The sequence below is a fragment of the Ruegeria lacuscaerulensis genome, from assembly GCF_013034685.1.
In the GTDB taxonomy this organism is placed as follows: Bacteria; Pseudomonadota; Alphaproteobacteria; order Rhodobacterales; family Rhodobacteraceae; genus Ruegeria; species Ruegeria lacuscaerulensis_B.
In genome coordinates this window covers 142,430-167,950 of sequence record NZ_WQGO01000008.1, presented here as the reverse complement: position 1 = coordinate 167,950, position 25,521 = coordinate 142,430, and the positions used below count along the sequence as shown (strand labels likewise).

The window sequence follows — 25,521 nt, the reverse complement described above, 5'->3', positions numbered from 1 at the left end:
TATAGACAACGCAGAACACCAAGACGCAAAAACGAACGACTTTTTCAACGACATCGGCTCATTCCTGCCATTGGTTATAGCACGCCGACGCTGCGCTGCGGCCCATCAAACCTGCCGTTCGCCAAAGGATCGAAATTCTTAGGCGGCCGAACTCACAGTCCACGGAAAGAGCCCTCATTCGCTGCCGTCGTGCGAATATCAGGTTCCGGGCTAATCATCAGAGCCCGAGCGCCCGTGTAGTCGCCGAACTGCCTGGCGGATATGGCGAAGCGTATCGGGCATCCCAGACTATCTGTAGCAGCATGCAACTTAGTGTTCATGCTGCCTTTGGTTTGCCCGATCAACTGACGCCGCCCCGTTAATATCATGTTGCCAATTCCACAAACACCGCCCTCCAAGAAGTTTGCGACACAACGCCCACAATCAGCTTCACGTTCAATTGAATGGTCGTTGGCGAACTTGCCTGTTAGCTGCGCCACAGATCAACAGCAGGAGAATCCATGCAGGTTTCGGCAATTATTGCTCTATTCGGTGCCGTAATTCTGGCAAGTCTCTGGGTATCACCCCGGCGTGCTTCGGTTTCGGGATTCTTTGGTGGGACAACCACCGAAGGAGCCGCGCCAGGCCTGTGGACGTTGGTGCTGAGCCAAGTCACAACTTGGATTTTTGCCCGCTCGCTCATGAATTCTGCCATTCTGGGCTATTTCTACGGCATCGCAGGGGTTTTGGCCTATGCCGCGTATTACGGCTCTTTCCTGACTGGTGGTTTTGTAGTGCAACGGTTGCGCGCGCGGGGTGCACGGTCGGTTCAGGATTGGCTCCGCGACAGTTTCGGAACAATGGGAACAGGGTGCTATAACCTCGTGATTGCCCTCAGACTCTTGTCTGAGGTCTTTGCCAACCTGATCGTGGTCGGTCTGATCTTTAGCGCACTAGCACCTGACAGCGCCAATATCGGCACGTGTTCGATCCTTTTGGTCGGGCTATTGGCGCTGGCCTATTCGGCCTGGGGCGGGCTCAGCGCAGCGCTTCGGACGGATGTTCTGCAGATGGCGGTCTTTCTTGTGGTCTTCGCCTTGGCCTTTGTCGCGCTGGTTCTCAGCCCCAACTTTGATCTGGGCGCGGTTTTGACCGCCGAAGGCACTTCGGGCCCGCACAATGGCTGGGTTTTGTTGGTCGTGGCTTTTCTGCAGGTGTTCTCCTATCCCGTGCATGATCCGGTCATGATGGATCGTGGGTTTATTGCGGACAGCGATACAACCCGGAAGAGCTTCTTGCACGCGTTCTGGATTTCCTCGCTTTGCATCGTGGCATTTGGGTTCTTTGGCATTCAGGCGGCACTGGATGGGGCGGCATATGAGGGCGAGCTGATCAGCACCTGGGCGCGATCCCTGCCGGGCTGGGTTTTTATGGCGCTTTTGGTTTCACTGCTGGTTTCGGCGCTCTCGACGTTGGATTCCGCGCTGTCTTCGGCCGCGCGACTGGTGGTTGAGGAACTGCGCTTGGCCCCCCGCACCCTAACCGGTGGGCGCATTGCCATGGCTCTGTTCGCAGTCGCGGGTGCGGCGCTGACGCTCTGGGGTAACCAGACCCTGTTTGATGCCGTCGCGGTCTCGGGTACCGCTTCAATGTTTTTGACGCCGATCCTGCTGGCTGGGCTTATTGGCGGTCGACAGGTGGCGCTCTGGGCGTATCTTGTCAGCTTTACCGCCGCCATGCTTGGTGCGATGGCTTACCTGTTCCGCGGGAAGGCCTTTGTGGCGGAGGTCCTCATTGATGGGCACAAATACGAGCAGCTTTTGCAAATTTGTATCTGTGTGTTGGTCGTGGGATGTATCGCTGTCTGGATCGGGTCGCAGCGCGAGGCGGGCAGGGTTGCGGGCGAATAGCTGACCAGCGCGAAAGCTTGAACGGCCTATAAGAGACACTCGTCACGAAGCTCTGACGCCGCGGCCGCGCCCGCATTGCCGTCGTTCGCGGCAATCGCGCAATCTGGAAATGATCGTACTCGCAGATTGCAGACAAATCTGTGGTTCGCTGCAATCACCTCAACGGTCCCGACCAATGGCTTTCTCGCTTAATCCAGCGAATTGCCCAATTTCATTTGGAATGTCAGTTCCAAGCGCAGAGCTTCAGCACAATTTCTATCATTCTGACTACCTTGTAGAATGGATGCAGCTAAGGCTTCCAATGAAGACAAACAATCCTCCGCGTCTCACCGGCCTCTTCAATTGGTGTTGTTTTAATTGACACATTGCTCTGCATGCGATCCGCTGAACCAGGTCATCTATTTTAACGCAAGGATTTGATGTCATGCCAGAATCGCTCAACCTGCATAAATTTGAAAACCTAAGTCCTTTCCAAATAAAAGACGAACTTATCAAGTTGGCGCAAAAAGAGGCGCGGCAGATGGCTCTGCCATACCTAAATGCCGGTCGAGGGAACCCCAACTGGATCGCCACCAAAGCACGGGAAGCATTTTTCCTTTTGGGACAGTTCGCCATGACAGAAGCTCAGCGCCATCGGAATGAGCCGGAGGTTGGTCTGGCTGGGATGCCACAAGGGCCAGGATGTTATGACAGGCTAAAGACGTATTGCGCCAAATCGGTTGAAGGAAACGGCCCTTCTGGTGCGGATACTTTGGTGGCCACAGTTGATTTTGCGATTGAGAAATTTGGATTTACGCCTGACGATTTTGTGCTCGAGTTGACCGACGGTATTGTCGGCGACCATTACCCGATGCCCGACCGTTGCATGGAACACAACGAAACTATTGTCCACGAATACATTATGTGGGCGATGTGCGCGGGGCACCGACCGGATGCGAAGTTCGATATCTACGCGGTTGAGGGCGGAACCGCAGCGATGTGTTACATCTTCAAAGCGCTCAAGAACCAGCGATTGCTGAATGCCGGTGACACCATTGCGTTGGGCACACCGATTTTCACGCCCTATCTGGAAATGCCCGTCCTTGAAGACTATGGGCTAAATACAGTGGATGTCTCTTCGAAAGAAGAGGACCACTTTCAACTGAACGACGAAGACTTCGAAATTCTGTCCGACCCGAAGGTCAAAGCACTCTTTCTGGTCAACCCGGGCAATCCGTCTTCCGTCGCTATCAGCCCAGAGGTCTCGGCGCGGCTCGTCGAGTTCGTAAAGACCCGCCGCCCGGACCTGATCATTTTGACTGACGATGTTTACGGGACCTTCGTTCCAAACTTTCAGTCGATTTTGGGGCATCTGCCCGAGAACACCATCGGGGTTTACTCTTACTCCAAGTATTTTGGTTGCACCGGGTGGCGTCTAGGCGCGATTTTGGTGGCCGAGAACAACATCTTCGACAAGATGATTGCGGATGCTCCGGATGAAACCAAGGCCATCGTCAACGCACGCTACGAAACGTTGACGCCTGATCCATCCTCGTTCAAGTTCATCGACCGGATCGTCGCCGACAGCCGCGATGTTGCGCTGAACCACACTGCAGGTCTATCGCTGCCGCAACAGGTGATGATGACCTTGTTTTCACTCGTCGAGCTTATGGACGAAGAGAAGGCCTATCAGAAATTCTGCTGGGGTATTCTGAAACATCGCTTTGACGAGCTGGTCGAAGGGATGGGCATTGAAGTTCCCGATAGCCCGCTGTTCGACAAATACTACGGTATTATCGACTTCGAATTCTGGCTTCGCAAATACGTCGGTGAAGAGGTCGTCGAGTGGATCAAGGAGAATGTGCACCCGTTGGATATATCCTTCAAACTGGCTCAGGACCACGGGATCGTGTTGCTGAATGGATCGGGCTTTGACGCGCCTAACTGGTCGGCGCGGGTATCGTTTGCCAATTTGGATGATAGTGCCTACCGCCAGATCGGAAGAGCGGTGCGAGCAGTGGCCACTGGCTACGTGCAGGCCTACCGTGCCTCGAAAGGACTGCCTTTGCACGGTTGAGGTCTAGCTGCAGCGCAGAGCAACGGTTCAGCATGATGATTGGTAATCATGCTGATCTCACCCTTCCAAGCCAGGACTCTGATTGTTGTGCGGTCTGACTTACGGAACAAAAGCCACAACCAAAGGCCCCCAGAGTGTCAGGAAGATATTGGCCACGGCATAGGTCATGGTGAAGGCTGGCGTTGGTGTCGAGTTCCCGGCTTTTTCCAAGAGTGTCGCAAAACCGGGATTACCCGAGCGTGATCCGGTCACAACCGCACAGGCCTCAACCGGGTTCTTGATACGCAAGGCAAAATAGTTGATCGGGAACTGCACGATCATGGGCATCAATGTAACCACAACGCCTAAAAGCAGAAGCGTGATCCCATATTCCTGAATCGCCTCCAGTGCGGGTTTGCCTGCATTTAGGCCAACCACACCAACAAACACGGCCAAACCGAAACTCTGAAGGAAATTCGCGGCCCCACGGTTAATACCGCCGATCTTGGGTTGCCGGATGCGCAAATAGCCGATGATCAATCCTGTAACCAGGCAACCGAGGCCGGACCCCAAAGCCACCTTCGTTCCTGCGATGACAAAACTGATCTCTCCGATCAGATAGCCGATGGCCACCCCGATCCCCAAGGCAATGAAATTGGTGACCGAGGCCGAAGGCGGCACATAGCCTGCAACTTTGGCAACTCGGTTCAGGTCGTCCTTGTGACCGACAATACTGATCTCGTCACCTGCGTGAATCTCGGTGTTGTGCAGGACGGGGACATCATGGCCCATGCGGGTGATCTTTGAGATATGAACACCGCGCCTTTGATCTGACGTCAGAGCCTCGCGCAGCTCCACCAAGGTTTTGCCGGTCAGTTTACGGTTGGTGACCACGACGTTGCGACGCTCCTCTACAACCGTCAGTTCAGGGGGATACTCTCCGATTTCACCACTGGCGCTCCCCTCGAACTGGGTCAAAGTCGTGACGAGGCCGGAGACGACCACAACGTCTCCGGCGTTGATTATCGTTTCAGGAGTCGGATCCACAGGAGCGCCATCGTGGAGCAACCGTTCGACGATCAGATCACCATCATAGCCATTTTCGATGTCCTTGACGGATTTTCCGGCAATGCTTGCATCGGCATCTACCTGATAGGCGCGGGCGTCGAACCGATTCATGGGAAGGAACTCACCTTCCTCTAGTTTGGGACCACCGCCGCCGAGTTTCTGAGCCAGCTTAATCGCTTCTTGCCGCAGATCGACACGCATGATGATGGGAATGATGCTAACTGCCAATATCGGGCCGATTGAGCCGAAGATGTAAGTAACCGAGTATCCTACGGCGATGTTGGTTTTCAGCTTTTCCGCCTCATCAGCGGCGAGCCCAAGCAGATCGATGGCGTTTCCAGCGGTGCCAATGATTGCAGATTGTGTCAGACCGCCAGCGGCCAGTCCTGCGGCCAGCCCTTTGTCCAAGCCCGCCAACCGAGCAACAACGATAACAAAAAACAACCCCCAGACGGTCATCATAAACGCGGCCAATAGCTTGGTCAGCGCAGTTCGGTTCAAGGCCGCAAAAAATTGAGGCCCCCCATTGTAACCGACCATAAATATGAAGAGGGAAAAGAATACATTCTGAACATCGGTACTAAGATTGATGCCGCCGATCTGGCCTATAAAGACCGCCACCAACAACGTGCCAGCAATGCCCCCTAGTTCGAACTTGCCGACCCGAAACTTTCCAACGCCATATCCCAGGCCCAGACAAAGAAACAGAGCCATAATCGGGAAGGCGCGAAGTTGTTCTGTAATCAATTCCATTTTGAAATCTCCAGAGTCCAAACGCTGGTCCTTTCCCCTAAAGATACAGAGCCTTACTGTATTGAAAACAAAAAATTTAAACACCCGAGGTCGTGCGGTCGTTTCGAAACTACTTGGAACAAACTCTTTTAAAGGGCAGGTGAACGTGAAACCCAATAGCCGTTTTTAGAATGCAGGTCACACCATACACTGTTCGTCTTTTAGGGTCAGGTCTCATAGCCAGTATATGGCAGCGCTGCGAGTGCGACGGCGGACAAGAAGAATTTGGGGCACCTGTCGTAGCGGGTTGCCACACGCCGCCAATCCTTCAACATTCCGAACATGATCTCGATCCGGTTGCGCCGTTTGTATCGACGCCTGTCGTACTTTACCGGTTTCTTCCGCTGCTTCCGGCCAGGGATACAGGCTCGTTTCCCTTTGTCTTTCAACGCTTCCCGAAGACGCGCCATCTGCGCATCTGTGAGCCAGAAAAGATCAGACACGGTCATCGCTCGTTTTTCGAACCGTGACTCATGCACCAACGCGGAAATCAATGGGTCCTGACCCTAAGGCGCACCAGGTAGAACGGTCTCTCTGCGATGAAATGGGAACGTGCTGTAGACGCGTCTCAGAAAATGTCGATTGTTAGACCAGAGCAACCAAGCTGCCAAATAAAACGTCGCGAACCGGCACGCGCATGACGTTTTTTTAGGCGGATGGTAGAGCGAACGTTCTACACTATGTTTATGATTGGAACCAAACAAAAGATAGCTCGTGCCCTTCACCAACAATTCTCGGAGTTGGGTTTCGCGGGACTAGGGGTCGAGGCATTGCGTGCAGGTGCAGATGTTTCGATCCGCACGCTCTATAAGCATTTCCCGAGCCGTGAAGAGATGATTGTTGGCGCGTTGGAGCATCGGGACGCTGCATATTTCGAGTGGCTTGCGGGTGGTCCGAAACAGGGCATTGACCATGTATTGTACCCGCTTGTGCGACTGGGTGACTGGTTAAGTGATGTATCAAACACTGGGTGTCTATTTTTGAATGCACTGGCGGAGCACCCCAACAGCGCGCCGATCTCCGAACTGGTTAAGGCGCACAAGCTCAAATTGGCGAATGAGTTTGAGCTCCGCTTAGAACGTATTGCTCCAGACCAGAACACGCGCCACGCAGCCGAAACCTTGTTTCTTTTGCACGAAGGTTTGACTGACGTGGCCCGCTTAAGGGGTCCTGCGGCGGCCACCCGATCTGCGCTTCTTGCAGCCCGCAAAGTGCTGGAAACGGAAGGCTTCACATGAGTCACGGTCCTATAATCGAAGAGATCCATATCTATCAGCACAATCTGCCGGTAAAGAATGGATCCTATACGATGGCCAATGCCGAAGTTTGGGCGCTGGACACAACACTGGTGAAGATTGTAGCGACCGATGGGACAGAAGGGTGGGGAGAGACCTGCCCGGTAGGCCCCACCTATGCCGAAGCGCATGCGCTTGGCGCACGCGCGGCTTTGATACATATGGCACAAGATTTGATCGGTAAGCCGCTCTGGCCATTGGTGTTGCAACGAAAGATGCACAGCCTGCTCAATGGCCACAACTATGCAAAAGCGGCGATAGACATCGCAGCGCACGACCTGTTGGGCAAGTTGCTTGAGATAAGAGTGGCAGACTTCCTCGGGGGTGCTGTGACGGAACGCGTACCCTCTTACTATGCGACAGGTGTGGGTGCTCCGGATGAGATCGCCCGGCTCGCTGCTGATAAGCGCGATGAGGGCTATCCGCGCCTTCAGGTGAAGGTTGGCGGGCGTCCGGTCGAGCTGGATATCGAAACGATCCGGAAAGTATGGGAGCAGATCAAGAACTCAGGAATGCGTCTTGCGGTTGACGGCAATCGAGGTTGGACAACGCGCGATGCACTGCGCGTGAGCCGCGAATGCCCTGACATTCCGTTCATTATGGAACAGCCCTGCAACACGGTCGAAGACTTGCAAAAGATCCGCCCGCAAGTCACCCACGCCATCTACATGGATGAAAGCAGCGTTGACTTGAATACCGTGATCAGCGCAGCGGGGGCCGGCCTAGTAGACGGGTTTGGAATGAAGGTCACGCGCATAGGAGGACTGACCAACATGCGCAGCTTCCGAGATATCTGCGAAGCCCGCAACCTGCCGCATACCTGCGACGATGCCTGGGGCGGCGACATTATCGCGGCGGCTTGTGTCCATGTTGCAGCAACCGTGCGCCCCGACCTTTGCGAAGGAGCATGGGTGGCCGCACCTTATATCGACGGGCACTATGACCCCGAAAACGGTATTCGCATCGAAAGCGGGTTTATCGCGCTACCCGAAGGTCCGGGTCTCGGCGTTACCCCAAATCCCGAGATATTTGGTGATCCTGTTGCCAGCTTCCAAGCGTGAGGATGGATATGAGATTTGTAGGCAAAAAAGCACTGGTCACAGGCGCAGCTGGTGGGATCGGGGCGTCAATCGTTTCCAACTTGAGGGCCGAAGGGGCGTTGGTGGCCGCGGCGGATCGAAATGTTGATGGCATTGATGCTGACGCTCACCTGCCGGGTGATCTGTCGCAGGCTGACTATGCAGATACCCTCCCTCAGGCTGCTAATCTTGCGCTCGGCGGCCTGGACATCGTAGTCAACAACGCAGGCGTTATTACACGCGGTGCCGTGACAGAGACGACAGACGCAGATTGGGATCTCTCGATCACGGTTAACGTCGAAGCTCCCTTTCGCATTTGTCGGGCAGCAATCCCGATAATGGCCAATGATGGCGGTGGGGCGATCGTAAACACAGCTTCGTGTTGGGGTGGAAAAGCTCCAGGCCCGAACCACGCGCTATATTGTATGACCAAGGCGGCAATCGCATCTTTGACCCAATGCATGGGAATGGACCACGCGCATCAGGGCATTCGGATCAACGCGGTGTGCCCAAATGAAGTGAACACGCCCATGCTGCGTAGTGGCTTTGAAAAGCGCGGTTATGACCCCGACACTGCCGTGGCTGAACTAGGGACCACTGTCCCTATCGGCCGGATAGCTGAACCCCAGGACATTGCGGATGTCGTTTTGTTTTTGGCTTCTGACGCAGCGCGTTACATGTGCGGCGCACTTGTTGAGGTGAATGGTGGAAAGCCAGTCTCATGAGGCGATTTGAAGGGAAAGTCGCACTGGTCACCGGTGGTCGATCTGGCATCGGCCTCGCCATTGCAGAACGACTGCGGCAGGAGGGCGCGCGTGTATTCACGGCGCAACGTCAAACCGATGAGGTCTTTGAAGGCATTGTCGCGGACCTGAGCGATCCGCAGCTGCCCGCCGAGGTCGTCAAGACAGTGGTTGGGCGTGCCGGTCAACTGGACGTGCTCGTTAACAATGCCGGTATGATGCAGGAGGCCAAAATCGAAGACACGAGCATTGAGGATTGGCAACGTAGCCTGGCATTGAATCTAACGGCTCCGTTCTTGATGATCCGGGCCGCGCTCCCCCATTTGCGCAAAACACGCGGGAGCATTGTCAACACTGGGTCGATTGAAGGTTTGGGATCCAATCCTCGTCACGCGGCCTATTGTGCCGCAAAAGCGGGCCTGCACGGCCTGACTAGGTCTGTCGCTGTGGATCACGGAGAGGAAGGAGTCCGATGCAACGCTGTAGCACCCGGATGGATCGACACGGAACTCAACGAAGACTTCGTGAATTCGATGGCAGAGCCTGATGCGTTCCGACGTAAGATCGGCGGCATTCATCCGGTTAACCGAACCGGGCGACCCGACGAAGTGGCCGCACTGGTCGCATTTCTGGCGTCAAGTGAAGCCAGTTTTGTAACAGGGCAGGTCTACACGATCGACGGTGGTAGAATGAGTAAACTCAGCCTGCCTTAAGGCTTGCTGATCCGACTATTGCCTAAACAAATTTTCGCATTTCAAACACTCTTTCAACCGCACTTTAAGCAGCGGACCTTTATGCGAACCGCAGTATCTAGCACTTTGGGTTCATTGCCAACCCCGGATGCCGCGTAGCATCCACGCCTTCGGCAAATTTGCCAGAAATACCTCACGTCCCAAACGTGTCATTGGTCGAGATTTCCAATCGCTGCGGTGCTGCTCACCCGACTGGCCCTTCGCGGCGCGAGCAAAGTGCTGACTCTCACGGACTCACATATCGTGGGACGAAGCGGGCGATCGCCAATCAAACGTCCGCTTTGTAGTGCGCGAGGAACATAGCAACACAATCGTCCAAAACATTCTTTGATGTCGGGTTCTGACCGAGGAAGAACTCTGGCCAGAAGAAGAAGTTTTTCACCAGCCCCAAAAGCTGGTTGGTTGCGAAGGCCGGATCAGCTTTTCGGATGACGCCTGCGTCCATAGCTCCACTGATCAAGCCTGTCATTGGGTAGTCATGGGACTCGGTCTCAGTGAAAAACCGCCGGGAACGATCAAGGTCACGGATCAGCTCAGATAGAACCATTCGATTAAGTCCAATAGCTGTTTCTTCTGTGATCACCTCGACGTAGCGCCACAAAGCATCCTTCAGTTGCTGGGCAAAGTCGCGAGCAGGGTCATAGGATACCGGCTCCATGCGCCGGTTCTGTTCCAACATGATCTCTGAGATTGCATCGAACAGCGCTTCTTTGCTTTCGAAGTGATTGTAGAGCGTGCGACTCGATACGTTCGCTTTTTTGGCGATTGAAGTTGTTTTTGCCCCCAGAAACCCCTGCTCTTTGAACTCATCGATGGCCGCATCGATAATATCTTTTCGTTTTTTTTCAGTACGTTTCACGGTTTCAACCTCAAAAGTAAAAAGACGTGTTTACAAACGTCATCTATTCACCATAAGTAAACACAACGATTTACTTTAGCAAGGCGCAATGATGCCTGATCCCGAAAGGAACAAGACCATGACAACCCAAAATTTCACCGCGGGCAAAAACGAAGTCACCTTCAAATCCTTTGGCGTGGATTTGGCGGGCGATCTGTACCTGCCCGAAGGCTTTGAAGAGACAACGACCTATAAGGCTATCGTGGGTGCCAGTCCGTTCCCGCAGGTCAAGGACCAAATCCCGGCAACCTACGGGCCGGAGATGGCCGCGCGCGGTTTCATCTACCTTGGCTTCGACTATCTCGGAATGGGCTCGTCCCCTGCACTGCCCGGGGAGCACAAGCAGTCTCGCTACATGTTCCGGCTGATTGAAAACACCTGGGACGCCGTGTCCTACCTCGGCACACTTCCGTTCGTGGATGAAATCTACGGACTGGGCGTTTGCCAAGGCGGCTCGATCATTGCGTCGGCGGCAGTCACCGACCATCGCATCAAGAAAATTGCAATGGTGTCGGGCATGATGGCGGCAGACGATTTTCAATGGACCGACCGCAACATGGTCAATCAGCAAATCGCGGCCTCGAACGCCTCGACGCAGAAGATGTATGAAACCGGCGAGCCCGATTATGTCGCACCATTTGGGCTGAATGATGAGCAAACCCGCGAAGACTTTGTCGGATCAGGCGTCAATCCGATGGCCGGAGAATCCTATGACTACTACGGGCGTGATGGTGTCAAAGGCCCGGTCGCGGTTCCGACCTACACCAACATGCATATCGGAGACCAGGGCATGCAGTCGCTGATCTCCATCGGCGAAGCCTATGCCGACAAAATCGTGCAGCCGTCACTGACCATCTACAGCAAAACGGCTTTCACCGCGCCTTGTTCAACCCAGTTTGTTAAGAAGCTGACAAATGAACACGAGGAACTGGCCTTTGATGAATTCAGCCACGTGGACTTCTACTACAAACCTGAAGCTGTAAAGACGTCGACTGACGCGGTCGCTGAGTTCTTCAGCAGATAAACTGTAAAGGCAGAGGCCCTTTCGCGACCGCTGCCTTTTCGATTGACGAGTTGCGGGATCGCGTGAACGGTCCCGCAGAAATCTCATCGTCATCCCGTGCGGTTGCAAAAACCTCGATCATCGTTTCGGGATTTTCCGCGAAGAAGTTGCAACCATTGAAGTGACGCGTGTTGCTGTTTTCAATCCCGCGTAACCTCAAGTTATAAAATAGAATATTTTGGTTTTCACGTCGACCGATGGCGTCAAGCGACAGCTTTGACATGATATCTGTGGACGCAGTTTTCGCGCAAACAAAGCCGTTCGCTTGGTCTTCGCCGTAGCTCGACCAGCTTGGGATTAATCATTTGCCCGGTTCCAGCCCGCACCATGTTCACAAGGAATGTGAAAGTAGCGTCCATTGACACATCAGGCTCCGTCCGCTTCGTGCGATCACCAGGACCGATTTAGTAGGTCGAATGTTGCGGCGATCATCGGGTTATCTTTGCGCCGTTTTAGCGTCACAAAGCACAGGCACGCAGGAACTGAAACAGAATTACAGACGGCAAGTCCAAAGGATTGTTTTTGATGGAGCGCGATGGAATCGCGGCAGAGGCTCAGGCCAATCCCGGATCTCACCATTTCAAGCATCGAAGCTTCTTGATCCACCAATGCGACCACGTTCGGGCGGCTGGCCTGATCTTCGAAAATCTTGGCCAGCAAGCGATGGTGGACAGAGGCTTCGGGAGTGCCAATCCAAGGCAAGGCTGCAAGCGAAGGCCAGTCGGACTCTTCCACCTGCTTCTGCCAGCCTGCTGGCCCGATCACGCGATACATAAAATCGGCCAGCTTTATGGCGTGCACAGGATCACCGCCGTCCGACCCAATACTGGAAAGGTCGTCGGGTCCACACAGGTAGAACCCGGCATCGGCGCGACCCCGTCTGAGCCATGTCAGGATGTCCCCGCTGACCCCGTGTACCAACTCGGTTTCAACATCAGGATGCTCTGATCGCAGATGCGCCAACAGACGGCCCAAGCGAATGAACTCCGGATCGACGATCGTGCCGATCGTCAGTTTTCCACTCAAACGACCAATACGCTGGCGGGCACTGCGTTGGAAATCACTGACTGCATCGAGGACTTGTTGCGCCTTTGCCAAAACCGCAGCGCCGTCATGGGTGATCTGCAACCCAGCTGCGGTTCGGTTGAACAGCGTCAGTCCAGTCTCTTCGCTAAGACGCTTGATCTGATGGCTGATGGCCGGCTGGGTAAGGTTCAACACTTCGGCTGCGCGGGAAACGCTGCCTTCACGGGCCACCGTTACAAAGGCCAGAATGGTGTTAATATTCGAAAACCGGTCCATATAAAATTTACTAATATGGCATTGTGCGAATTGTCATTAGATTTTTGTGTGCCTCTCGCGCAGAGATCAGTGAAGCCAATGATGCGGGGCCAGGTGAACAGCCTCCCGAACTTCGGAGGTAAATGAAAGGGTCGCGTACAAGAAAATCGGAATCCATTTCCTTTCCGGTGCGCATAAGGCGAAGCAACGACTGAATAGGTGGACGACACGGATGTCTGACGGCGCAAACAGGTTCGACTATATCGTAATTGGTGGCGGATCGGCCGGGTGCCTGATGGCCAACAGGCTGAGCGCCGACACCAAGAACCGAGTTTTGCTGCTTGAGGCGGGTAAGGCCGATACCTATCCTTGGATACACATCCCTGTTGGCTATCTCTACTGCATCGGCAACCCGCGCGCGGACTGGATGTACAAAACCGAACCAGCCAAGGGGCTGAACGGTCGCAGCCTGCTGTATCCGCGCGGAAAGACGCTGGGTGGATGCTCTTCGATCAACGGGATGATCTATATGCGGGGTCAGGCCCGCGACTATGACAATTGGGCCAAGCTCACCGGTGAAGAGGCCTGGAGTTGGGACAACTCGCTGGCCGACTTTAAGGCTCATGAGAACCACTACAAGCTAGACGATGGCGCCGACCCGAGCACTGGTGACAACAGCCGGTTTTCCGACCTGCACGGGCATGGTGGCGAATGGCGGGTCGAAAAACAGCGGCTGCGCTGGGATGTTCTGGACAGTTTTGCCGATGCCGCCGTTGAGAACGGCATTCCCAAGACGGATGATTTCAACACGGGCGACAATGCCGGGGTGGGCTATTTCGACGTCAACCAGCGCTCGGGCTGGCGCTGGAACACGTCCAAGGCGTTTCTGCGCCCGGCCAAGTCACGCCCAAATCTGACGATCTGGACCGAGGCGCAGGTCGAGAAACTGACCTTTGAGAAAGGCAAAGACACCGCGTTGCGTTGCACCGGCGCGGTTGTCCACCACAAAGGGCAGCCCGTAACGGTCCAAGCCTCAAAGGAGTTCGTTCTGTCGGCGGGTGCCGTGAACTCTCCGCAAATCCTGCAACTGTCTGGAATAGGCCCAGCGGCGCTTCTCAAAGAGCACGGGATAGACGTAGCAATGGATGCGCCCTTCGTTGGTGAGAACCTGCAGGACCACCTGCAAATACGAGCGGTATACAAGGTAAAGAGCACTCGGACGCTGAACACCTTGGCCAATTCTCTGGTAGGCAAAGCCAAGATCGGTTTGGAATATGTGCTGAAGCGGTCTGGCCCGATGAGCATGTCGCCCAGCCAGCTGGGGGCTTTCACTCGATCCGATCCTCAGCGCCCTCATGCCAACCTCGAATATCATGTCCAGCCGCTGAGCCTTGAAGCCTTTGGCGAAGACCTACATGACTTCCCGGCCATTACCGTCAGTGTATGTAACCTGAATCCGACCAGTCGCGGGCATGTCCGTATTGCGTCTTCGGACTTCCGTCAGCCTCCTCAGATTTCGCCCAACTATCTTGACACAGACGAAGACCGCATAGTTGCCGCCCAAAGCCTGCGGCAGGTGCGCGAAATCATGGCGCAGCCCGCGATGGAAGCTTACGAGCCGGAAGAATTCAAACCGGGTATCCAATATCAAACCGACGAGGAACTTGCCCGGTTGGCAGGCGACATCGCCAGCACGATCTTTCACCCTGTCGGCACGATCAAAATGGGGCGCGAGGACGATGAAACAGCCGTTCTTGACCCGCATCTACGCATGAAGGGGGTGGCTGGTCTGCGTGTGGTTGATGCCTCGGTCATGCCAGAGATTACCAGCGGTAACACCAATTCGCCCACTATCATGATCGCAGAAAAAGCCGCGGGCTGGATGCTGGCGGGTCAATAAGACCTGTCAGCATCCGGACGTAAAAGTTTCCCGGAGGATCCATGCGCAATTCGTTTTCCAATCTTCCGCTGACCGGTGTGAAGGTCGTCGATTTCGGCCAGTATATCGCGGGCCCTGCCGTCGCAATGTTGCTGGGCGATTTGGGGGCAACCGTGGTGCATATTGATCCGCCTGGCGGTCCGATGTGGGACAGCCCGGCAAATGCTGCACTGAACCGGAACAAGGTGATCGTTAATTTGGACCTCAAGACGCCAGAGGGGTTGGAGAGAGCCAAAACGCTCTGCGCCGAGGCCGATATTATCGTCGAGAACTTCCGCCCGGGTAAACTGGCCGCGCTTGGAATAGACTTTGCTGCGATGCGCAACCAAAGGCCCGAATTGATCACGATCTCGATCCCCGGTTTCGCATCGAATGACGCAGAACGGCGCGAACTTCGGGCCTACGAAAGCATCGTCGCGGCAAGTTCGGGCGTATTTACCGACATGGGGCTAAACCGAGTGCTAATGGGGCTGAACCCGTCATTTTCTCCCCTGCCACTTGCCTCGGCTTATGCCTCGCAGATCGCCGCGTCGGCTACGGTATTGGCTTTGCAATCACGGCAGGTAACAGGTCTTGGCGACCAGATCGAAGTTCCGCTGGCAGCCGCCGTGATGGAGGGGCTCTGTTACAACTCGATCAAGGTAGAAAACATGCCCGAGCGCTATCTGACCCAGCGCGAGGTCGAGATTGAACGTCGGCGTATCGAAGGTCTGCCGATGAACGTTGCATATGAAGAACTGCAGGAATTGTTGGACCCGTTCTTCCGCAGTTACATGTGTAAGGACGGGCGCATGTTCTACGTCGTTTGCCCCAGCCACAAGAACCACGCCCGTCGCTGTCTGGAAGTACTCGGCATTTATGACGAGTTGGTTGCTGACGGGCTGACTTCGGAAGAAGACACATACAAACCTTGGTCGGAATGGTCGCACGACACCTCACTCGGGGTCTATCCGATGCCCAAATTCTGGGCCGATAAAATCGCGGCGCGTATGAAAGAGGTCTTTATGACCCGCACATCGCACGAATGGAAAAAAATGTTCGGCCGGGGCCTGATCCCCGGAGCGCCGCAGCGCTGGCTGCAGGAATGGATTCATGACGAATACGCCGAGACTTCGGGTCTGATGATCGACGTTCACGACCCGATTTATGGTGATATGACGCAACCCGGCCCAGTGGTCTGGATGGAAGAGAGCGGCGAAGAGGCATTGCAGCCGGAGCCCCGTCGATGGGTCGATTTCGACGAAGCGTTGAAAATATTGAAGAAACACCGCACCGAGATCCCAGACCCTTCTGAAGAAACCGCGAAAGTAGGGTGGTTAACCGGCGTACGGGTTCTGGACCTATGCAATGTGATCGCGGGCCCACATTCGGCCAGTTATCTGGCGCGGTTCGGGGCCGAGGTGATCAAGCTCGACCCCTCCGTGCCGATGTATGACAGCTGGAACACCGTCATCTATGGCATGTCCCAGATGCGCGGCAAGCGCTCCATTCTAGCAGATATCACCTCTCATCACGGACGCCGGGTTTTCGAGGATCTTGTTAAATCCGTCGACGTTATCGTTTGGAACGCACCGGACAATCAGATCAAGAAAATGGGTCTTGATGCTGACAGCCTGCGAAAGCTCAACCCGGATGTACTGTTCTGCAAACTCGACTGTTTCAGCGGCGTGCGCCGTGGCACGCGTACTGACTACATCGGCTACGATGACTTGGTTCAGGCGACAACCGGTATCATGCTGCGCTTTGGTGGTGCTATGGACCGACCAGAGGAACACGCCCATGTGGGCACGATCGACGTTATGTGCGGATTTGGTGGCGCACTTGGAGTGGCCGCAGCACTCTATCAGAAATACCGCTTCGGTCGGATTGGGCGCGGTCGCACCTCGCTCAATGCTAATAGCGGTCTTCTGCAAATCCCCTTTGCTTTTGATTACAAGGGGCGAGGGCTTTTCGACGAACCGTCGGGCCCCGAGGCAAATGGCTATGATGCTCTGACACGGTTCTATAGTACCGCGTCGGGGCGCTATGTGCTGCTCAGTGCCTACGAAGCCGATCTGCCGCGGTTCCGAAAAGTCGAGGGCCTAGAGGATCTGCCTGATCTGCCAGAAGAAGACCGTGCCGCCTATCTTGCGACTGCATTCCAATCCCTTCCTGCGTCGGATTGGGTGGAAAAACTGCAATCGGCTGATATCGGCGTGGCAATCTGCGAAAACCTCGACGCTTTGCGCGCGCGGAATTCACGCGAGGCGGATGGTACACCGGGCACTGAAAATGGCAGCTACTCTTTCTCGATTTACCCCGACCACCCCAGCGGTCATGAGGTAACACAACTTGACCCCTACGCAGTGCGCCCAACCCGTGCAAAGGTATTTGCAGTCGAGCCATCCGAGAAGTTTGGCACTTCAACCCGCATGATCCTCGGTGAACTCGGTTATGTGGAGGAGGCCATCGAAGTGATGATCAAATCTGGCGATGTTGCAGAGTCGTGGAGTACGGAATATTTGCCGAGCTAAACGAATGGCAAGGTCGCTTGTGGCAGGGCACAGGGGCAAGCTTGCTTTTTGCGATTGGCGGCTCTGGGATGACATAGAGTACAGCTAATTTTGCGACCGTTGCAGCGCGCATTTCTTCCGAAAGAGTTTCGCAAGCGATAGAGCCGCGCAATGCGCAGGAAAACAAGAAACTTAGTTTGCGGGTCGTTGATTAAGGAGCTTGACTGCTTCAATCACATCGATCGTAGTCTCACCTCCAGCAATCCCATCCAAAGCAGTGCGAACATCAGATATCGCCCTATGCGCCTGTCCAAATAGTTTGCATTGTTTTGCGAAATCTACGGATGTTCGAAGTTCAAGCATCTTTGCTTTCTGTTCTCTTGCAGTAGCTAGTGCCCCACGAAATTCTTTTTCTGCCAATTCATTGTCGCAACGTGCCAGCGCGTAGACTCGATCCGTCTCAGATCGGGCCCATCCTTCATTTGTGTACTGCTGTTGTTCACGAGCCTGAGCCAGAAAATTTAGGGCCCTATCTCGGTCACCTATGTTCAATGTGAGTTCCGCCAAAAGTGTCAGAAAGAATGGTTTGTAGTTTCCCGCACCACTCTCCCACCACGCTATCGACGCTTCGTGTAACGCATCGATTGATTCTTGGTTTGGCGAAACATGGGCTTTCACCCAGCTTCGCCACAAGGTCGCAGTCAAAGACATGAATGTGAATGAGTGCTTGGCTGACAGCCCGTCAAGCTGCTTTGCGATCTCCAGCACTTTTTCGGGTTCACGGCGCAACAGATGAAGCATGCATAGATAGGTCAGAGACTGCGCGATACTGTGAGCATGCTCCAGCTCTTTTGCACCCGAAACCGCCAGCATTTGCACCTCAAGTGCTGTGTCTGGATCCCCGCGCATCCACATTGCCAAGCTTAGGAAACACGACGTAATCGCCGCATGGTCGGATCCATAGATGTAAGCCAGATGTGCATCACGTTCCCGGCTGTAGAGTTCGAGTGCTTTGCTTAAATGCTCGTATGCGGGCTCCAGATCACCAATATGAAACAGTACTGCGCCCATTGCGCGATGCGCCACCATCTGATGCTGCGTCTCACGAGTCGAGGTCGACAGATCCAGCAATTGCGCCGCGACGTTCCTGGCCAAATCATACTCGGCGCGCACCAAATGGAAGGAATACAAACCATTCAGAACTGGAAATAGCTGCTCTGTTTCTTCAACGCGTTCACACAAGTCGCGTATTCTTTCGTAAACAGAACCGGTTTCGTCGGCGGCTATTCCGGCGGTCGTTCGTAAGACACCGGCCTTGAGAACCTGAACCTCAATTTCCTTGCGGTCCCGCTCGATACTTTGATCCATTTCGCCAAGCTGCTCAATCGCCAGGGACAATTGCGTGCCTGCTTCAATGTTAGCAGACCGCTGGACTGCTCGCTGACCTGCAAGATAACGATAGTCCACAGCCTCCTTACACATGCCTGCCATGGTGTAGTGATGAGCCAGAATTTCCGGGCTTGCATCACCCGTATGAGCCGACTTTTCTTTCAAATATTGCGCGACACGAGAGTGCAGAACCCGACGTTCCCGCTTAAGAAGGCTGTTGTAAGCGGTATCACGAATAAGGGCGTGACAGTAGCTGAAGGTTTCGAAACCCTCTGAACGAGACGCTGTTACTATGCCAGCCTCGACCAAAAGCTCCAGCCCTGCGCGCAACGCACCATCGCTTACGTTCGCCACTTTTGAGATCAATTGATAAGTAAACTGAGGGCCAATTACAGCGCCAATCTGGGCGACCTCTTTGGCAGAGCTCAGGCGATCAAGGCGTGCCATCAATGCATCATGTAACGTACTGGGCACCGAGTTTGCCGGCGATGCCCCGCCCATCGTGTAGGTGTCTCTTCCCCTGGTCAGGACGCCAGATTCAAGGAGATCTTTCGTCACCTCCTCAACGTATAGGGGCACGCCGTTGGATCTTGCCGCGACCACGTCATACATCTCATCAGCGACCATCTCGCCTTTGGCGACTTCGTCAACAATGCTCTTTACTTGTCGAAAGTTTAGCTGCTTCAAATCAACCTTCGTAAGGTTCGATTGCAGTGTCCAACCTGGATCGAACTCGGGCCGGAATGTCATGACGACCAGCACCGGAAGGTTGTGAATTCGGTCCACCATCCGATCAAGCAGCAATTTGGTTGTTGGATCAATCCAGTGGGCATCTTCCAAAAGGAAGAGAACTGGAGGACCGTCAGCCTCTGACGCAAGATTATCCAGCAACAATTCCAGCGACTGTTCCATGATCTGCTGCGGTGTCAGATCTAAAGGTCCCAAATGATCTTCAAACGGAACAGACAAAAGGGATCCTGCCAACTTCAAAGCATCGTCCGATTGATCGCTCAACACGCCGCGGATTTTTTCAAGCTTAACGTGATTTGGCTCGTCCGCGCGAAGATCAGCTGCATTCTCAAGTTGGCGAATGATGGGGTGCAGGGAAGTCGCAAAATGATATGGAGAACACTGATATCGCATTTGCTTGTGGGGCAAGTCCGAGATGTTCTGCCGAAATTCTTCTACCAGACGCGACTTGCCAATTCCCGGCTCACCTGACACCAACACAACCTGACCCTGGCGATCACCGGCCAAAGCCCAATTGTCGTTCAGCGCCTCCAATTCCGCGGTGCGACCGACCAAGGGCTTGAGCAAAATATTGTCGATCGCCATAAATCGGCTGACTGTTTCCCGCTCCCCGGTTACTTGCCAGGCTTCGACTTCCTTAGCAAAACCTTTGAGTTTGAACGCACCGCGCAGAACGTATTTAAAAGCATCACCCGCCAGCTGATGAGTGGTTGGGGCGATGATCATCGTACCCGGATCCGCCATCGCTTGAAGACGCGCGGCCAGATTGGGTGCCTCACCCATCGCCGTTCCGTCTTCAAACATCTTTTCGCCGCGCAGATCGCCGACCACAACCAACCCGGTTGCTATCCCAATCCGAACGTTGAGTTTCGCGTGGGTGCGAACATCTGGCATCTCATCAATGATGCGCAGACCGGCACGAATAGCGCGCTCCGGGTCGTCTTCATGGGCGTGGGGAAACCCAAAGAAAACCATAATGCCGTCGCCATAGTAGCTGGCAATATGGCCATCAAATGCTGCAACGGCCGCAGCACAGGTTTCCTTGAAAAGTCGAAGTACATCAGCCAAATCTTCCGGGTCAACGCTTTGCGCTATTTCCGTTGAACCGACAAGATCGATAAACATTACAGTAAGTTGTCGCCGCTCAGCCACGATCTCGGCGCTGTTGCTATTGCTGGGCCGGCGCTGCCCCATTTCCATGCTGGCGCGAACGGCTTTCAGAAAACGCCTTCTCGGCCCCAAGGGAAGTCCGATGGTAATAAGGTCTTCGTCAGTTAGTTCAGACAGGTCGCAAAGTTCAATTTCATGTTCGGCAAAAGCGGCGGCATACTTGGACAAACCATGTTTATTTAGCCAAGACGCTGTTTCGGACATCAATTGGTATTGCTTGCGTTAGGAGTAGGATCTCTGAATGCGCACTGCCAGCAAGCATCTCCTTGTTAACTTAACCCGTCAAATGACCGGTGGCTCATTTGTCCAACAGTATGATCAGTTTTTTGTTTAGTGAAGACTACCGTTTTGTAAGAGGTCAAGGGCTTCATTGGCTCTCTTGACGTGTTACTGGATGCAAAGTCGGATTCAAGCGAACCGCTTCAACTGTTCCCAATGTGGTCGATGATTTGGAACTCTACCTATGCCATCGCACCGACGAATGAACTCTTCTCCCATAAACTGCAGCCATTTACGGTCGTTTGTCATGTAATGTCGTGCTGCGATTGACGCTTAATCACGTGAGAGTCGATTCTCAGATAAACTCCAAATTGTAAGTAGGAAGCTTTCTCGGGCGTCAAGAACGAGATGACCGTCCAGTCTGTTTTAAGGAAATCGACCAGCAACGTTCCAACCATATAGATTGGTAGGATAAAGACCTTAGTTTGTTGGCAAACTGTCATTTGAACGATGTTAGGAAAGGGGTCTTTGGCCTGTCTCATTTCTAGCACCGTCACAACGAAACAAGAATCTTTCCGAAGAACAAAATCAATATGATATAAAGAAATGCGAATATTAGTCCGATGCGACGTAAATCACCAACGCTGCCGGGTAAAAATTGATTTGGGAGGTCACAATGTTTCGTATGCTTCTAAGCTTAACAGCTCTAGGATTGACGCCGGTTAGCGCCTTCGCCGATGCTGTCCCAAGTGAAGAGGCTGCCGAGGGCTTGTTCTCGGAGCAACCCTATTCTCCCTATGCCAACAGATCCTTCCCGGAACGCCCCTTATGGGGGGACACTCACCTTCATACGGGACTTTCATTGGACGCCGGAGCCTTTGGCAACACTCTGCTGCCGGACGAAGCCTGGCGCTTTGCCAAAGGTGAGCAAGTCATTTCTTCGACGGGCCAGCCTGTCAGACTGGCCCGGCCATTGGATTGGATGGTTCTTACGGACCACACAGACTTGATGGGATTCGCTCCTGATCTGCAGGCAGGCAAACCCGGTGTTCTCGCCGATCCGAAAGGATTGGAGTGGTACAAAGGTTACAAAGCGGGTGGAGAAGAAGCTGGCAAGGCTGCATTCGACATTATTACCAACTTCTCACAGATGACTCTGCCGGAAGTTTTGCTTGAATCATACAGCCCGGGCGCTGATGCTTTTGCCTTTACTTGGGAAAATATCGTTCTGGCGGCTGAACGACACAACGACCCTGGCAATTTCACCGCTTTCATTGGGTTCGAGTGGACGTCGGTTCCGAAAGGCTTCAACCTGCACCGGAACGTTATGCTGCGCGATGGGCCTATCAGGGCGCTTCAAATGGTACCTCCGGTCACGCAACCCCCTTATGGTGATACAGATCCAAAGGCGCTTTATGCTTGGCTTGAAGAGTATCAGCAGAAAACAGGCGGGCGCGCGGTTGCATTCGCTCATAATGGCAACTTGTCAAATGGATGGATGTTCCCAACCGAAGACACCTATCACGGTGGAAAGGTTGACGAAGAATACGTCGCTGCCCGCGCTAAATGGGAGCCGCATTATGAGGTCACTCAGATCAAGGGCGACGGCGAAGCGCATCCCTTCCTGAGCCCTGATGATGAATTTGCGGATTACGAAAACTGGGATGTCGGCAATCTTGATATCTCTGAACTTAAAACCGACGACATGCTGGCTGGTGAATACGCGCGCGAGGCATTGAAGCGCGGCTTGATGTTGGAAGAAAAGTTCGGCGTGAACCCCTATAAGTTCGGCATGGGCGGCGCGACGGACAGCCATACATCTCTGGCGACAGCCGAAGAAGATAACTTCTTCGGAAAATCCGTCAGCGTTGAGCCTTCGGCCACAAGGATCAAGCATCCTTTCATAGCCAATGATCTTGGCGAAATTCCCGGCGACCTCCTCGTCGCGTCCGGCTACACGGCCGTTTGGGCGACTGAAAATACGCGCGCGGCGATTTTCGATGCATTCAAGCGGCGCGAAACCTACGCGACCACGGGGCCACGGATTGGTCTGCGCTTCTTTGGTGGATGGGATTTCAATGACGCCGATGTTGAAACCCGGTTCATTGCAAATGTTGGCTACACGAAGGGCGTTCCAATGGGTTCCGACATGCGCCCTAATGAGGGCGACGGAGCACCCTCATTCCTGATCGCTGCATTACGCGACCCGGTTGGGGCCAATCTGGATCGTGTGCAGGTGATTAAGGGATGGCTGGACTCCGAAGGTGCTTTGCAGGAGAAGGTCTACGATGTGGCATGGTCGGACGATCGAGTTGCTGATCAAAACGGCAAAATCCCTGCGGTTGGCAACACGGTGGATACCGAAACCGCAAGTTGGACCAACACAATCGGGACCGCCGAACTTGTAACCGTTTGGTCTGATCCTGATTTCGATCCAAATGCGCGCGCATTCTACTACGTACGTGCGCTCGAAATCCCGACGCCACGTTGGATACTGTACGACAAATTGAGGTTTGGTGCCGAGCTACCAGAGGATGCGGTGCTTACGCATCAGGAACGCGCGTACTCTTCGCCGATTTGGTATACACCGGCAGAGTGACGTTTCTTCGCACGCGTTTGAAGAATGAGGCAGCAACCTTTGCCGCGTTGCTCTCACCTGAGCTGCAAAACGTCGTGGGCTACGATTCCTTGGAAAATTTAACTGACTGAAGCCAGCATAAAACATATCGCCAGATGGCGTTTCACGCAGGAGCCTTCATGCGAATAGTGATAGAACCTCTATTCCATTTCTTCTTGATCGGAGCTGCCATATTCATTTGGTTTCACATTGTTTCTCCGAATGACGAGTTGATCGCAGATCCAGAGGCCATAGCAATAAGCGAAAGCGATGCCGCGCGGTTAGCTGAACAGTTCGCAGCCAGGTGGAAACGTCGGCCCAGCAATGCCGAGCTTCAGGCTTTGGTCGATGCATCCATCCGCGAAGAGGTTCTGGTTAGGGAAGCGAGAAAGCTTGGTCTGGATCGCGGGGATAGCGTGATCAGATCGCGCCTGAGCCAAAAGATGGATTTTTTGACCGAAGCCATGGCCACGTCAGTTGTACCTGCAGACAAAGATCTAGAAGTTTTCCTCCAGCAAAATGCGGACCGCTACGCGACACCAAAAAAGATTGCCTTCACTCAGGTTTTTCTTGGTGAAAAGCCAAGTGACGCCGACATCGAAAGGGCATTGTCCGCGTTGCGAGCGGAACAAGAGGTATCCGACTTGGACCGCGCGACATTGCTGCCTGCGTCGATGCCGCTGACCGCGACGCGGGTCATCGACTCTGTCTTCGGAACAGGGTTCTCCGATGGTTTCGTCAATCTCGAAGAAGGTCGATGGGTGGGGCCAATCCAATCAGGCTACGGGGTCCACCTGGTACAGCTGCTGAAGATCGAGCCAAGCCGGATACCTCCATTGTCAGATATCTACGATGAAGTGCTGCGGGATTGGCGCCGCGTCATGAGCGAAGATCTGGCGCAGGCGCAGTATGAGGCTCTTGCCGACAATTATGAGATCATTGCACCCGATTTCACAGGTCAGGCCAAATGAAATTCATACTTGGCCTATTGTATGCTCTGCTGTTTGCCTGGTCTGCCGGCAATGCAGCCGCACATGCGCTTGATCCGGGATATCTAGAAATTCGTCAAATCTCACCGGATGCCTGGAGTGTTCATTGGCGTAAGCCAGACGTGAACGGTCAGCCAATGGCGATCGACGTGGTGCTACCGGATAGCTGTACACCTGCCAGCGGGCCTGATCCAATGTCCGATGGGCGAGCATGGGTTTCTAGCTGGATTGTGGAGTGCCGCGCGGATGTCGCGGGTCAATCCATTACAATCGAAGGGCTGGAGACCCAAAAAAACGATGTATTGTTCCGCTGGCATCCCCTTCAGGCCGAGTCTGCTACACTCCGTTTCACCTCAGATATTACCGCCCAGAGAATACCCTCTGAACAGACAGCATGGTCTGTTTTCATCGCGTATTTTCAGTTGGGTTTTGAACATATTCTGGAAGGCTGGGACCATCTGTTATTTGTCTTCGCGCTGTTTATTCTAGTCCGCGATCCCTGGAGGCTGGTGGGAGCCGTAACAGCCTTTACGCTTGCCCATTCGATTACACTGGCATTGGCAACACTCGGAGTTTTAAATGTTCCCGGGCCACCGGTCGAAGCCGTTATCGCGCTTTCCATCGTTTTTTTGGCGATGGAGATTGTAAAGGGCGGCGAAGGTCGGTTCCGACTTTCAAAACAGAAACCCTGGATCGTATGTTTCGGGTTTGGGCTTTTGCATGGGCTTGGATTTGCAGGCGCTTTGGCCGAGATAGGGCTTCCCTCTAACGACATTCCTGAAGCCTTGCTTGCATTCAACCTTGGCGTCGAGGCCGGACAACTAAGTTTTGTCGGGGCTTTGGCTGTTCTGGTTTTGGTTTGGCGGTTCACAGCACTTCCGATCAGCCAAACCGCAACGCTTGTTACCGCTTATGGCATTGGTTCAGTGTCGATGTATTGGCTCATTGAACGAGTTGGTGGTTTTTAGATCGTGATGATGTTCCAAAGTTCGCTGTACCAGTATTGTTCGTTAGATTCTGTGTTGGAGAGGACAATGCCGTTCCAAGGGCGAAGATGAAGT

The 25,521-nt window shown here is 53.9% G+C and carries 17 protein-coding genes and 1 pseudogene; 12 read left to right on the top strand and 6 right to left on the bottom strand.

Going from position 1 to position 25,521, the window contains the following annotated elements; genetic code table 11:
• Window positions 1–500: 500 nt before the first annotated feature.
• Window positions 501–1,889 carry an SLC5/6 family protein gene (locus GOV80_RS18915; RefSeq protein ID WP_170787050.1) on the top strand — a complete coding sequence of 463 codons (1,389 nt, stop codon included), beginning with the start codon at window positions 501–503 and terminating at the stop codon, window positions 1,887–1,889.
• A 424-nt stretch (window positions 1,890–2,313) separates the two neighbouring features.
• Window positions 2,314–3,945: a bifunctional aspartate transaminase/aspartate 4-decarboxylase gene (locus tag GOV80_RS18910; RefSeq protein WP_170787047.1), complete on the top strand. Its 1,632-nt coding sequence runs from the start codon at window positions 2,314–2,316 to the stop codon at window positions 3,943–3,945.
• Window positions 3,946–4,044: 99 nt separating this feature from the next.
• On the opposite strand, the gene aspT is transcribed toward GOV80_RS18910, so the two are convergent.
• Window positions 4,045–5,745, bottom strand: coding sequence for an aspartate-alanine antiporter (gene aspT, locus GOV80_RS18905; protein WP_170787045.1), 1,701 nt, complete (start codon window positions 5,743–5,745; stop codon window positions 4,045–4,047).
• A 213-nt stretch (window positions 5,746–5,958) separates the two neighbouring features.
• Window positions 5,959–6,182, bottom strand: a pseudogene (locus tag GOV80_RS18900) (transposase); the annotation flags it as partial.
• Between the two features lie 282 nt (window positions 6,183–6,464).
• Here GOV80_RS18900 and GOV80_RS18895 point away from each other — a divergent pair.
• From GOV80_RS18895 to GOV80_RS18880, 4 genes are read left to right on the top strand one after another with little or no spacing between them, the layout of a single operon-like run.
• Complete coding sequence (locus GOV80_RS18895) at window positions 6,465–7,022, top strand: TetR/AcrR family transcriptional regulator (protein WP_170787044.1); 558 nt, start codon at window positions 6,465–6,467, stop codon at window positions 7,020–7,022.
• Window positions 7,019–8,140, top strand: a complete 1,122-nt coding sequence (locus tag GOV80_RS18890) for a mandelate racemase/muconate lactonizing enzyme family protein (RefSeq protein WP_170787042.1) — start codon at window positions 7,019–7,021, stop codon at window positions 8,138–8,140. The genes GOV80_RS18895 and GOV80_RS18890 overlap by 4 nt, the downstream gene beginning before the upstream one ends.
• 8 nt (window positions 8,141–8,148) lie before the next feature.
• Window positions 8,149–8,883, top strand: coding sequence for an SDR family NAD(P)-dependent oxidoreductase (locus GOV80_RS18885; protein ID WP_170787041.1), 735 nt, complete (start codon window positions 8,149–8,151; stop codon window positions 8,881–8,883).
• Window positions 8,880–9,614 (top strand): SDR family NAD(P)-dependent oxidoreductase, encoded by a 735-nt coding sequence (locus GOV80_RS18880; RefSeq protein ID WP_170787040.1) that lies wholly within the window; start codon window positions 8,880–8,882, stop codon window positions 9,612–9,614. The genes GOV80_RS18885 and GOV80_RS18880 overlap by 4 nt, the downstream gene beginning before the upstream one ends.
• Window positions 9,615–9,921: 307 nt before the next feature.
• Here GOV80_RS18880 and GOV80_RS18875 read toward each other — a convergent pair whose 3' ends face one another.
• Window positions 9,922–10,512 (bottom strand): TetR/AcrR family transcriptional regulator, encoded by a 591-nt coding sequence (locus GOV80_RS18875; RefSeq protein WP_170773700.1) that lies wholly within the window; start codon window positions 10,510–10,512, stop codon window positions 9,922–9,924.
• Between the two features lie 118 nt (window positions 10,513–10,630).
• Here GOV80_RS18875 and GOV80_RS18870 point away from each other — a divergent pair, with 118 nt between their 5' ends.
• The gene (locus GOV80_RS18870; protein ID WP_214648070.1) at window positions 10,631–11,575 is read left to right on the top strand and encodes an alpha/beta hydrolase; all 945 of its coding nucleotides are present in this window, start codon (window positions 10,631–10,633) and stop codon (window positions 11,573–11,575) included.
• On the opposite strand, the gene GOV80_RS18865 is transcribed toward GOV80_RS18870, so the two are convergent.
• Both GOV80_RS18865 and GOV80_RS18860 read right to left on the bottom strand, forming a co-directional pair.
• Complete coding sequence (locus GOV80_RS18865) at window positions 11,565–11,837, bottom strand: hypothetical protein (RefSeq protein WP_170787039.1); 273 nt, start codon at window positions 11,835–11,837, stop codon at window positions 11,565–11,567. The genes GOV80_RS18870 and GOV80_RS18865 overlap by 11 nt on opposite strands.
• Before the next feature lie 167 nt (window positions 11,838–12,004).
• Window positions 12,005–12,916, bottom strand: coding sequence for a LysR family transcriptional regulator (locus GOV80_RS18860; protein WP_170787038.1), 912 nt, complete (start codon window positions 12,914–12,916; stop codon window positions 12,005–12,007).
• Between the two features lie 211 nt (window positions 12,917–13,127).
• On the opposite strand from GOV80_RS18860, the gene GOV80_RS18855 reads away from it, so the two are divergent.
• Window positions 13,128–14,795, top strand: coding sequence for a GMC family oxidoreductase (locus tag GOV80_RS18855; protein ID WP_170787036.1), 1,668 nt, complete (start codon window positions 13,128–13,130; stop codon window positions 14,793–14,795).
• A 41-nt stretch (window positions 14,796–14,836) separates the two neighbouring features.
• Window positions 14,837–17,347, top strand: coding sequence for a CoA transferase (locus tag GOV80_RS18850; protein ID WP_170787034.1), 2,511 nt, complete (start codon window positions 14,837–14,839; stop codon window positions 17,345–17,347).
• Window positions 17,348–17,518: 171 nt separating this feature from the next.
• Here the strand turns inward: GOV80_RS18850 and GOV80_RS18845 are convergent, their stop codons facing one another.
• Window positions 17,519–20,839: an ATP-binding protein gene (locus GOV80_RS18845; protein ID WP_170787032.1), complete on the bottom strand. Its 3,321-nt coding sequence runs from the start codon at window positions 20,837–20,839 to the stop codon at window positions 17,519–17,521.
• 691 nt (window positions 20,840–21,530) lie between these two features.
• Here GOV80_RS18845 and GOV80_RS18840 point away from each other — a divergent pair.
• The 3 genes from GOV80_RS18840 to GOV80_RS18830 all read left to right on the top strand — a co-directional run bounded on the left by GOV80_RS18840 (window position 21,531) and on the right by GOV80_RS18830 (window position 25,428).
• Entirely contained in the window at window positions 21,531–23,453 is a 1,923-nt protein-coding gene (locus GOV80_RS18840) for a DUF3604 domain-containing protein (RefSeq protein ID WP_170787030.1), read from the top strand.
• 134 nt (window positions 23,454–23,587) lie between these two features.
• On the top strand, window positions 23,588–24,442 hold the full coding sequence (locus GOV80_RS18835; RefSeq protein ID WP_170787027.1) for a peptidyl-prolyl cis-trans isomerase: 855 nt from the start codon (window positions 23,588–23,590) through the stop codon (window positions 24,440–24,442).
• Complete coding sequence (locus GOV80_RS18830) at window positions 24,439–25,428, top strand: HupE/UreJ family protein (RefSeq protein WP_170787025.1); 990 nt, start codon at window positions 24,439–24,441, stop codon at window positions 25,426–25,428. Before GOV80_RS18835 ends, GOV80_RS18830 begins: the two co-directional genes overlap by 4 nt.
• Window positions 25,429–25,521: the final 93 nt, after the last annotated feature.

Bases quoted from the DNA above. Each gene is read 5' to 3' on its own strand.
- GOV80_RS18850 (WP_170787034.1), top strand. From the start codon at position 14,837: ATGCGCAATTCGTTTTCCAATCTTCCGCTGACCGGTGTGAAGGTCGTC.
- GOV80_RS18885 (WP_170787041.1), top strand. From the start codon at position 8,149: ATGAGATTTGTAGGCAAAAAAGCACTGGTCACAGGCGCAGCTGGTGGG.
- GOV80_RS18895 (WP_170787044.1), top strand. From the start codon at position 6,465: ATGTTTATGATTGGAACCAAACAAAAGATAGCTCGTGCCCTTCACCAA.
- aspT (WP_170787045.1), bottom strand. From the start codon at position 5,745: ATGGAATTGATTACAGAACAACTTCGCGCCTTCCCGATTATGGCTCTG.
- GOV80_RS18880 (WP_170787040.1), top strand. From the start codon at position 8,880: ATGAGGCGATTTGAAGGGAAAGTCGCACTGGTCACCGGTGGTCGATCT.
- GOV80_RS18865 (WP_170787039.1), bottom strand. From the start codon at position 11,837: ATGTCAAAGCTGTCGCTTGACGCCATCGGTCGACGTGAAAACCAAAAT.
- GOV80_RS18835 (WP_170787027.1), top strand. From the start codon at position 23,588: ATGGCGTTTCACGCAGGAGCCTTCATGCGAATAGTGATAGAACCTCTA.
- GOV80_RS18830 (WP_170787025.1), top strand. From the start codon at position 24,439: ATGAAATTCATACTTGGCCTATTGTATGCTCTGCTGTTTGCCTGGTCT.
- GOV80_RS18860 (WP_170787038.1), bottom strand. From the start codon at position 12,916: ATGGACCGGTTTTCGAATATTAACACCATTCTGGCCTTTGTAACGGTG.
- GOV80_RS18890 (WP_170787042.1), top strand. From the start codon at position 7,019: ATGAGTCACGGTCCTATAATCGAAGAGATCCATATCTATCAGCACAAT.
- GOV80_RS18870 (WP_214648070.1), top strand. From the start codon at position 10,631: ATGACAACCCAAAATTTCACCGCGGGCAAAAACGAAGTCACCTTCAAA.
- GOV80_RS18845 (WP_170787032.1), bottom strand. From the start codon at position 20,839: ATGTCCGAAACAGCGTCTTGGCTAAATAAACATGGTTTGTCCAAGTAT.
- GOV80_RS18910 (WP_170787047.1), top strand. From the start codon at position 2,314: ATGCCAGAATCGCTCAACCTGCATAAATTTGAAAACCTAAGTCCTTTC.
- GOV80_RS18915 (WP_170787050.1), top strand. From the start codon at position 501: ATGCAGGTTTCGGCAATTATTGCTCTATTCGGTGCCGTAATTCTGGCA.
- GOV80_RS18855 (WP_170787036.1), top strand. From the start codon at position 13,128: ATGTCTGACGGCGCAAACAGGTTCGACTATATCGTAATTGGTGGCGGA.
- GOV80_RS18840 (WP_170787030.1), top strand. From the start codon at position 21,531: ATGTTTCGTATGCTTCTAAGCTTAACAGCTCTAGGATTGACGCCGGTT.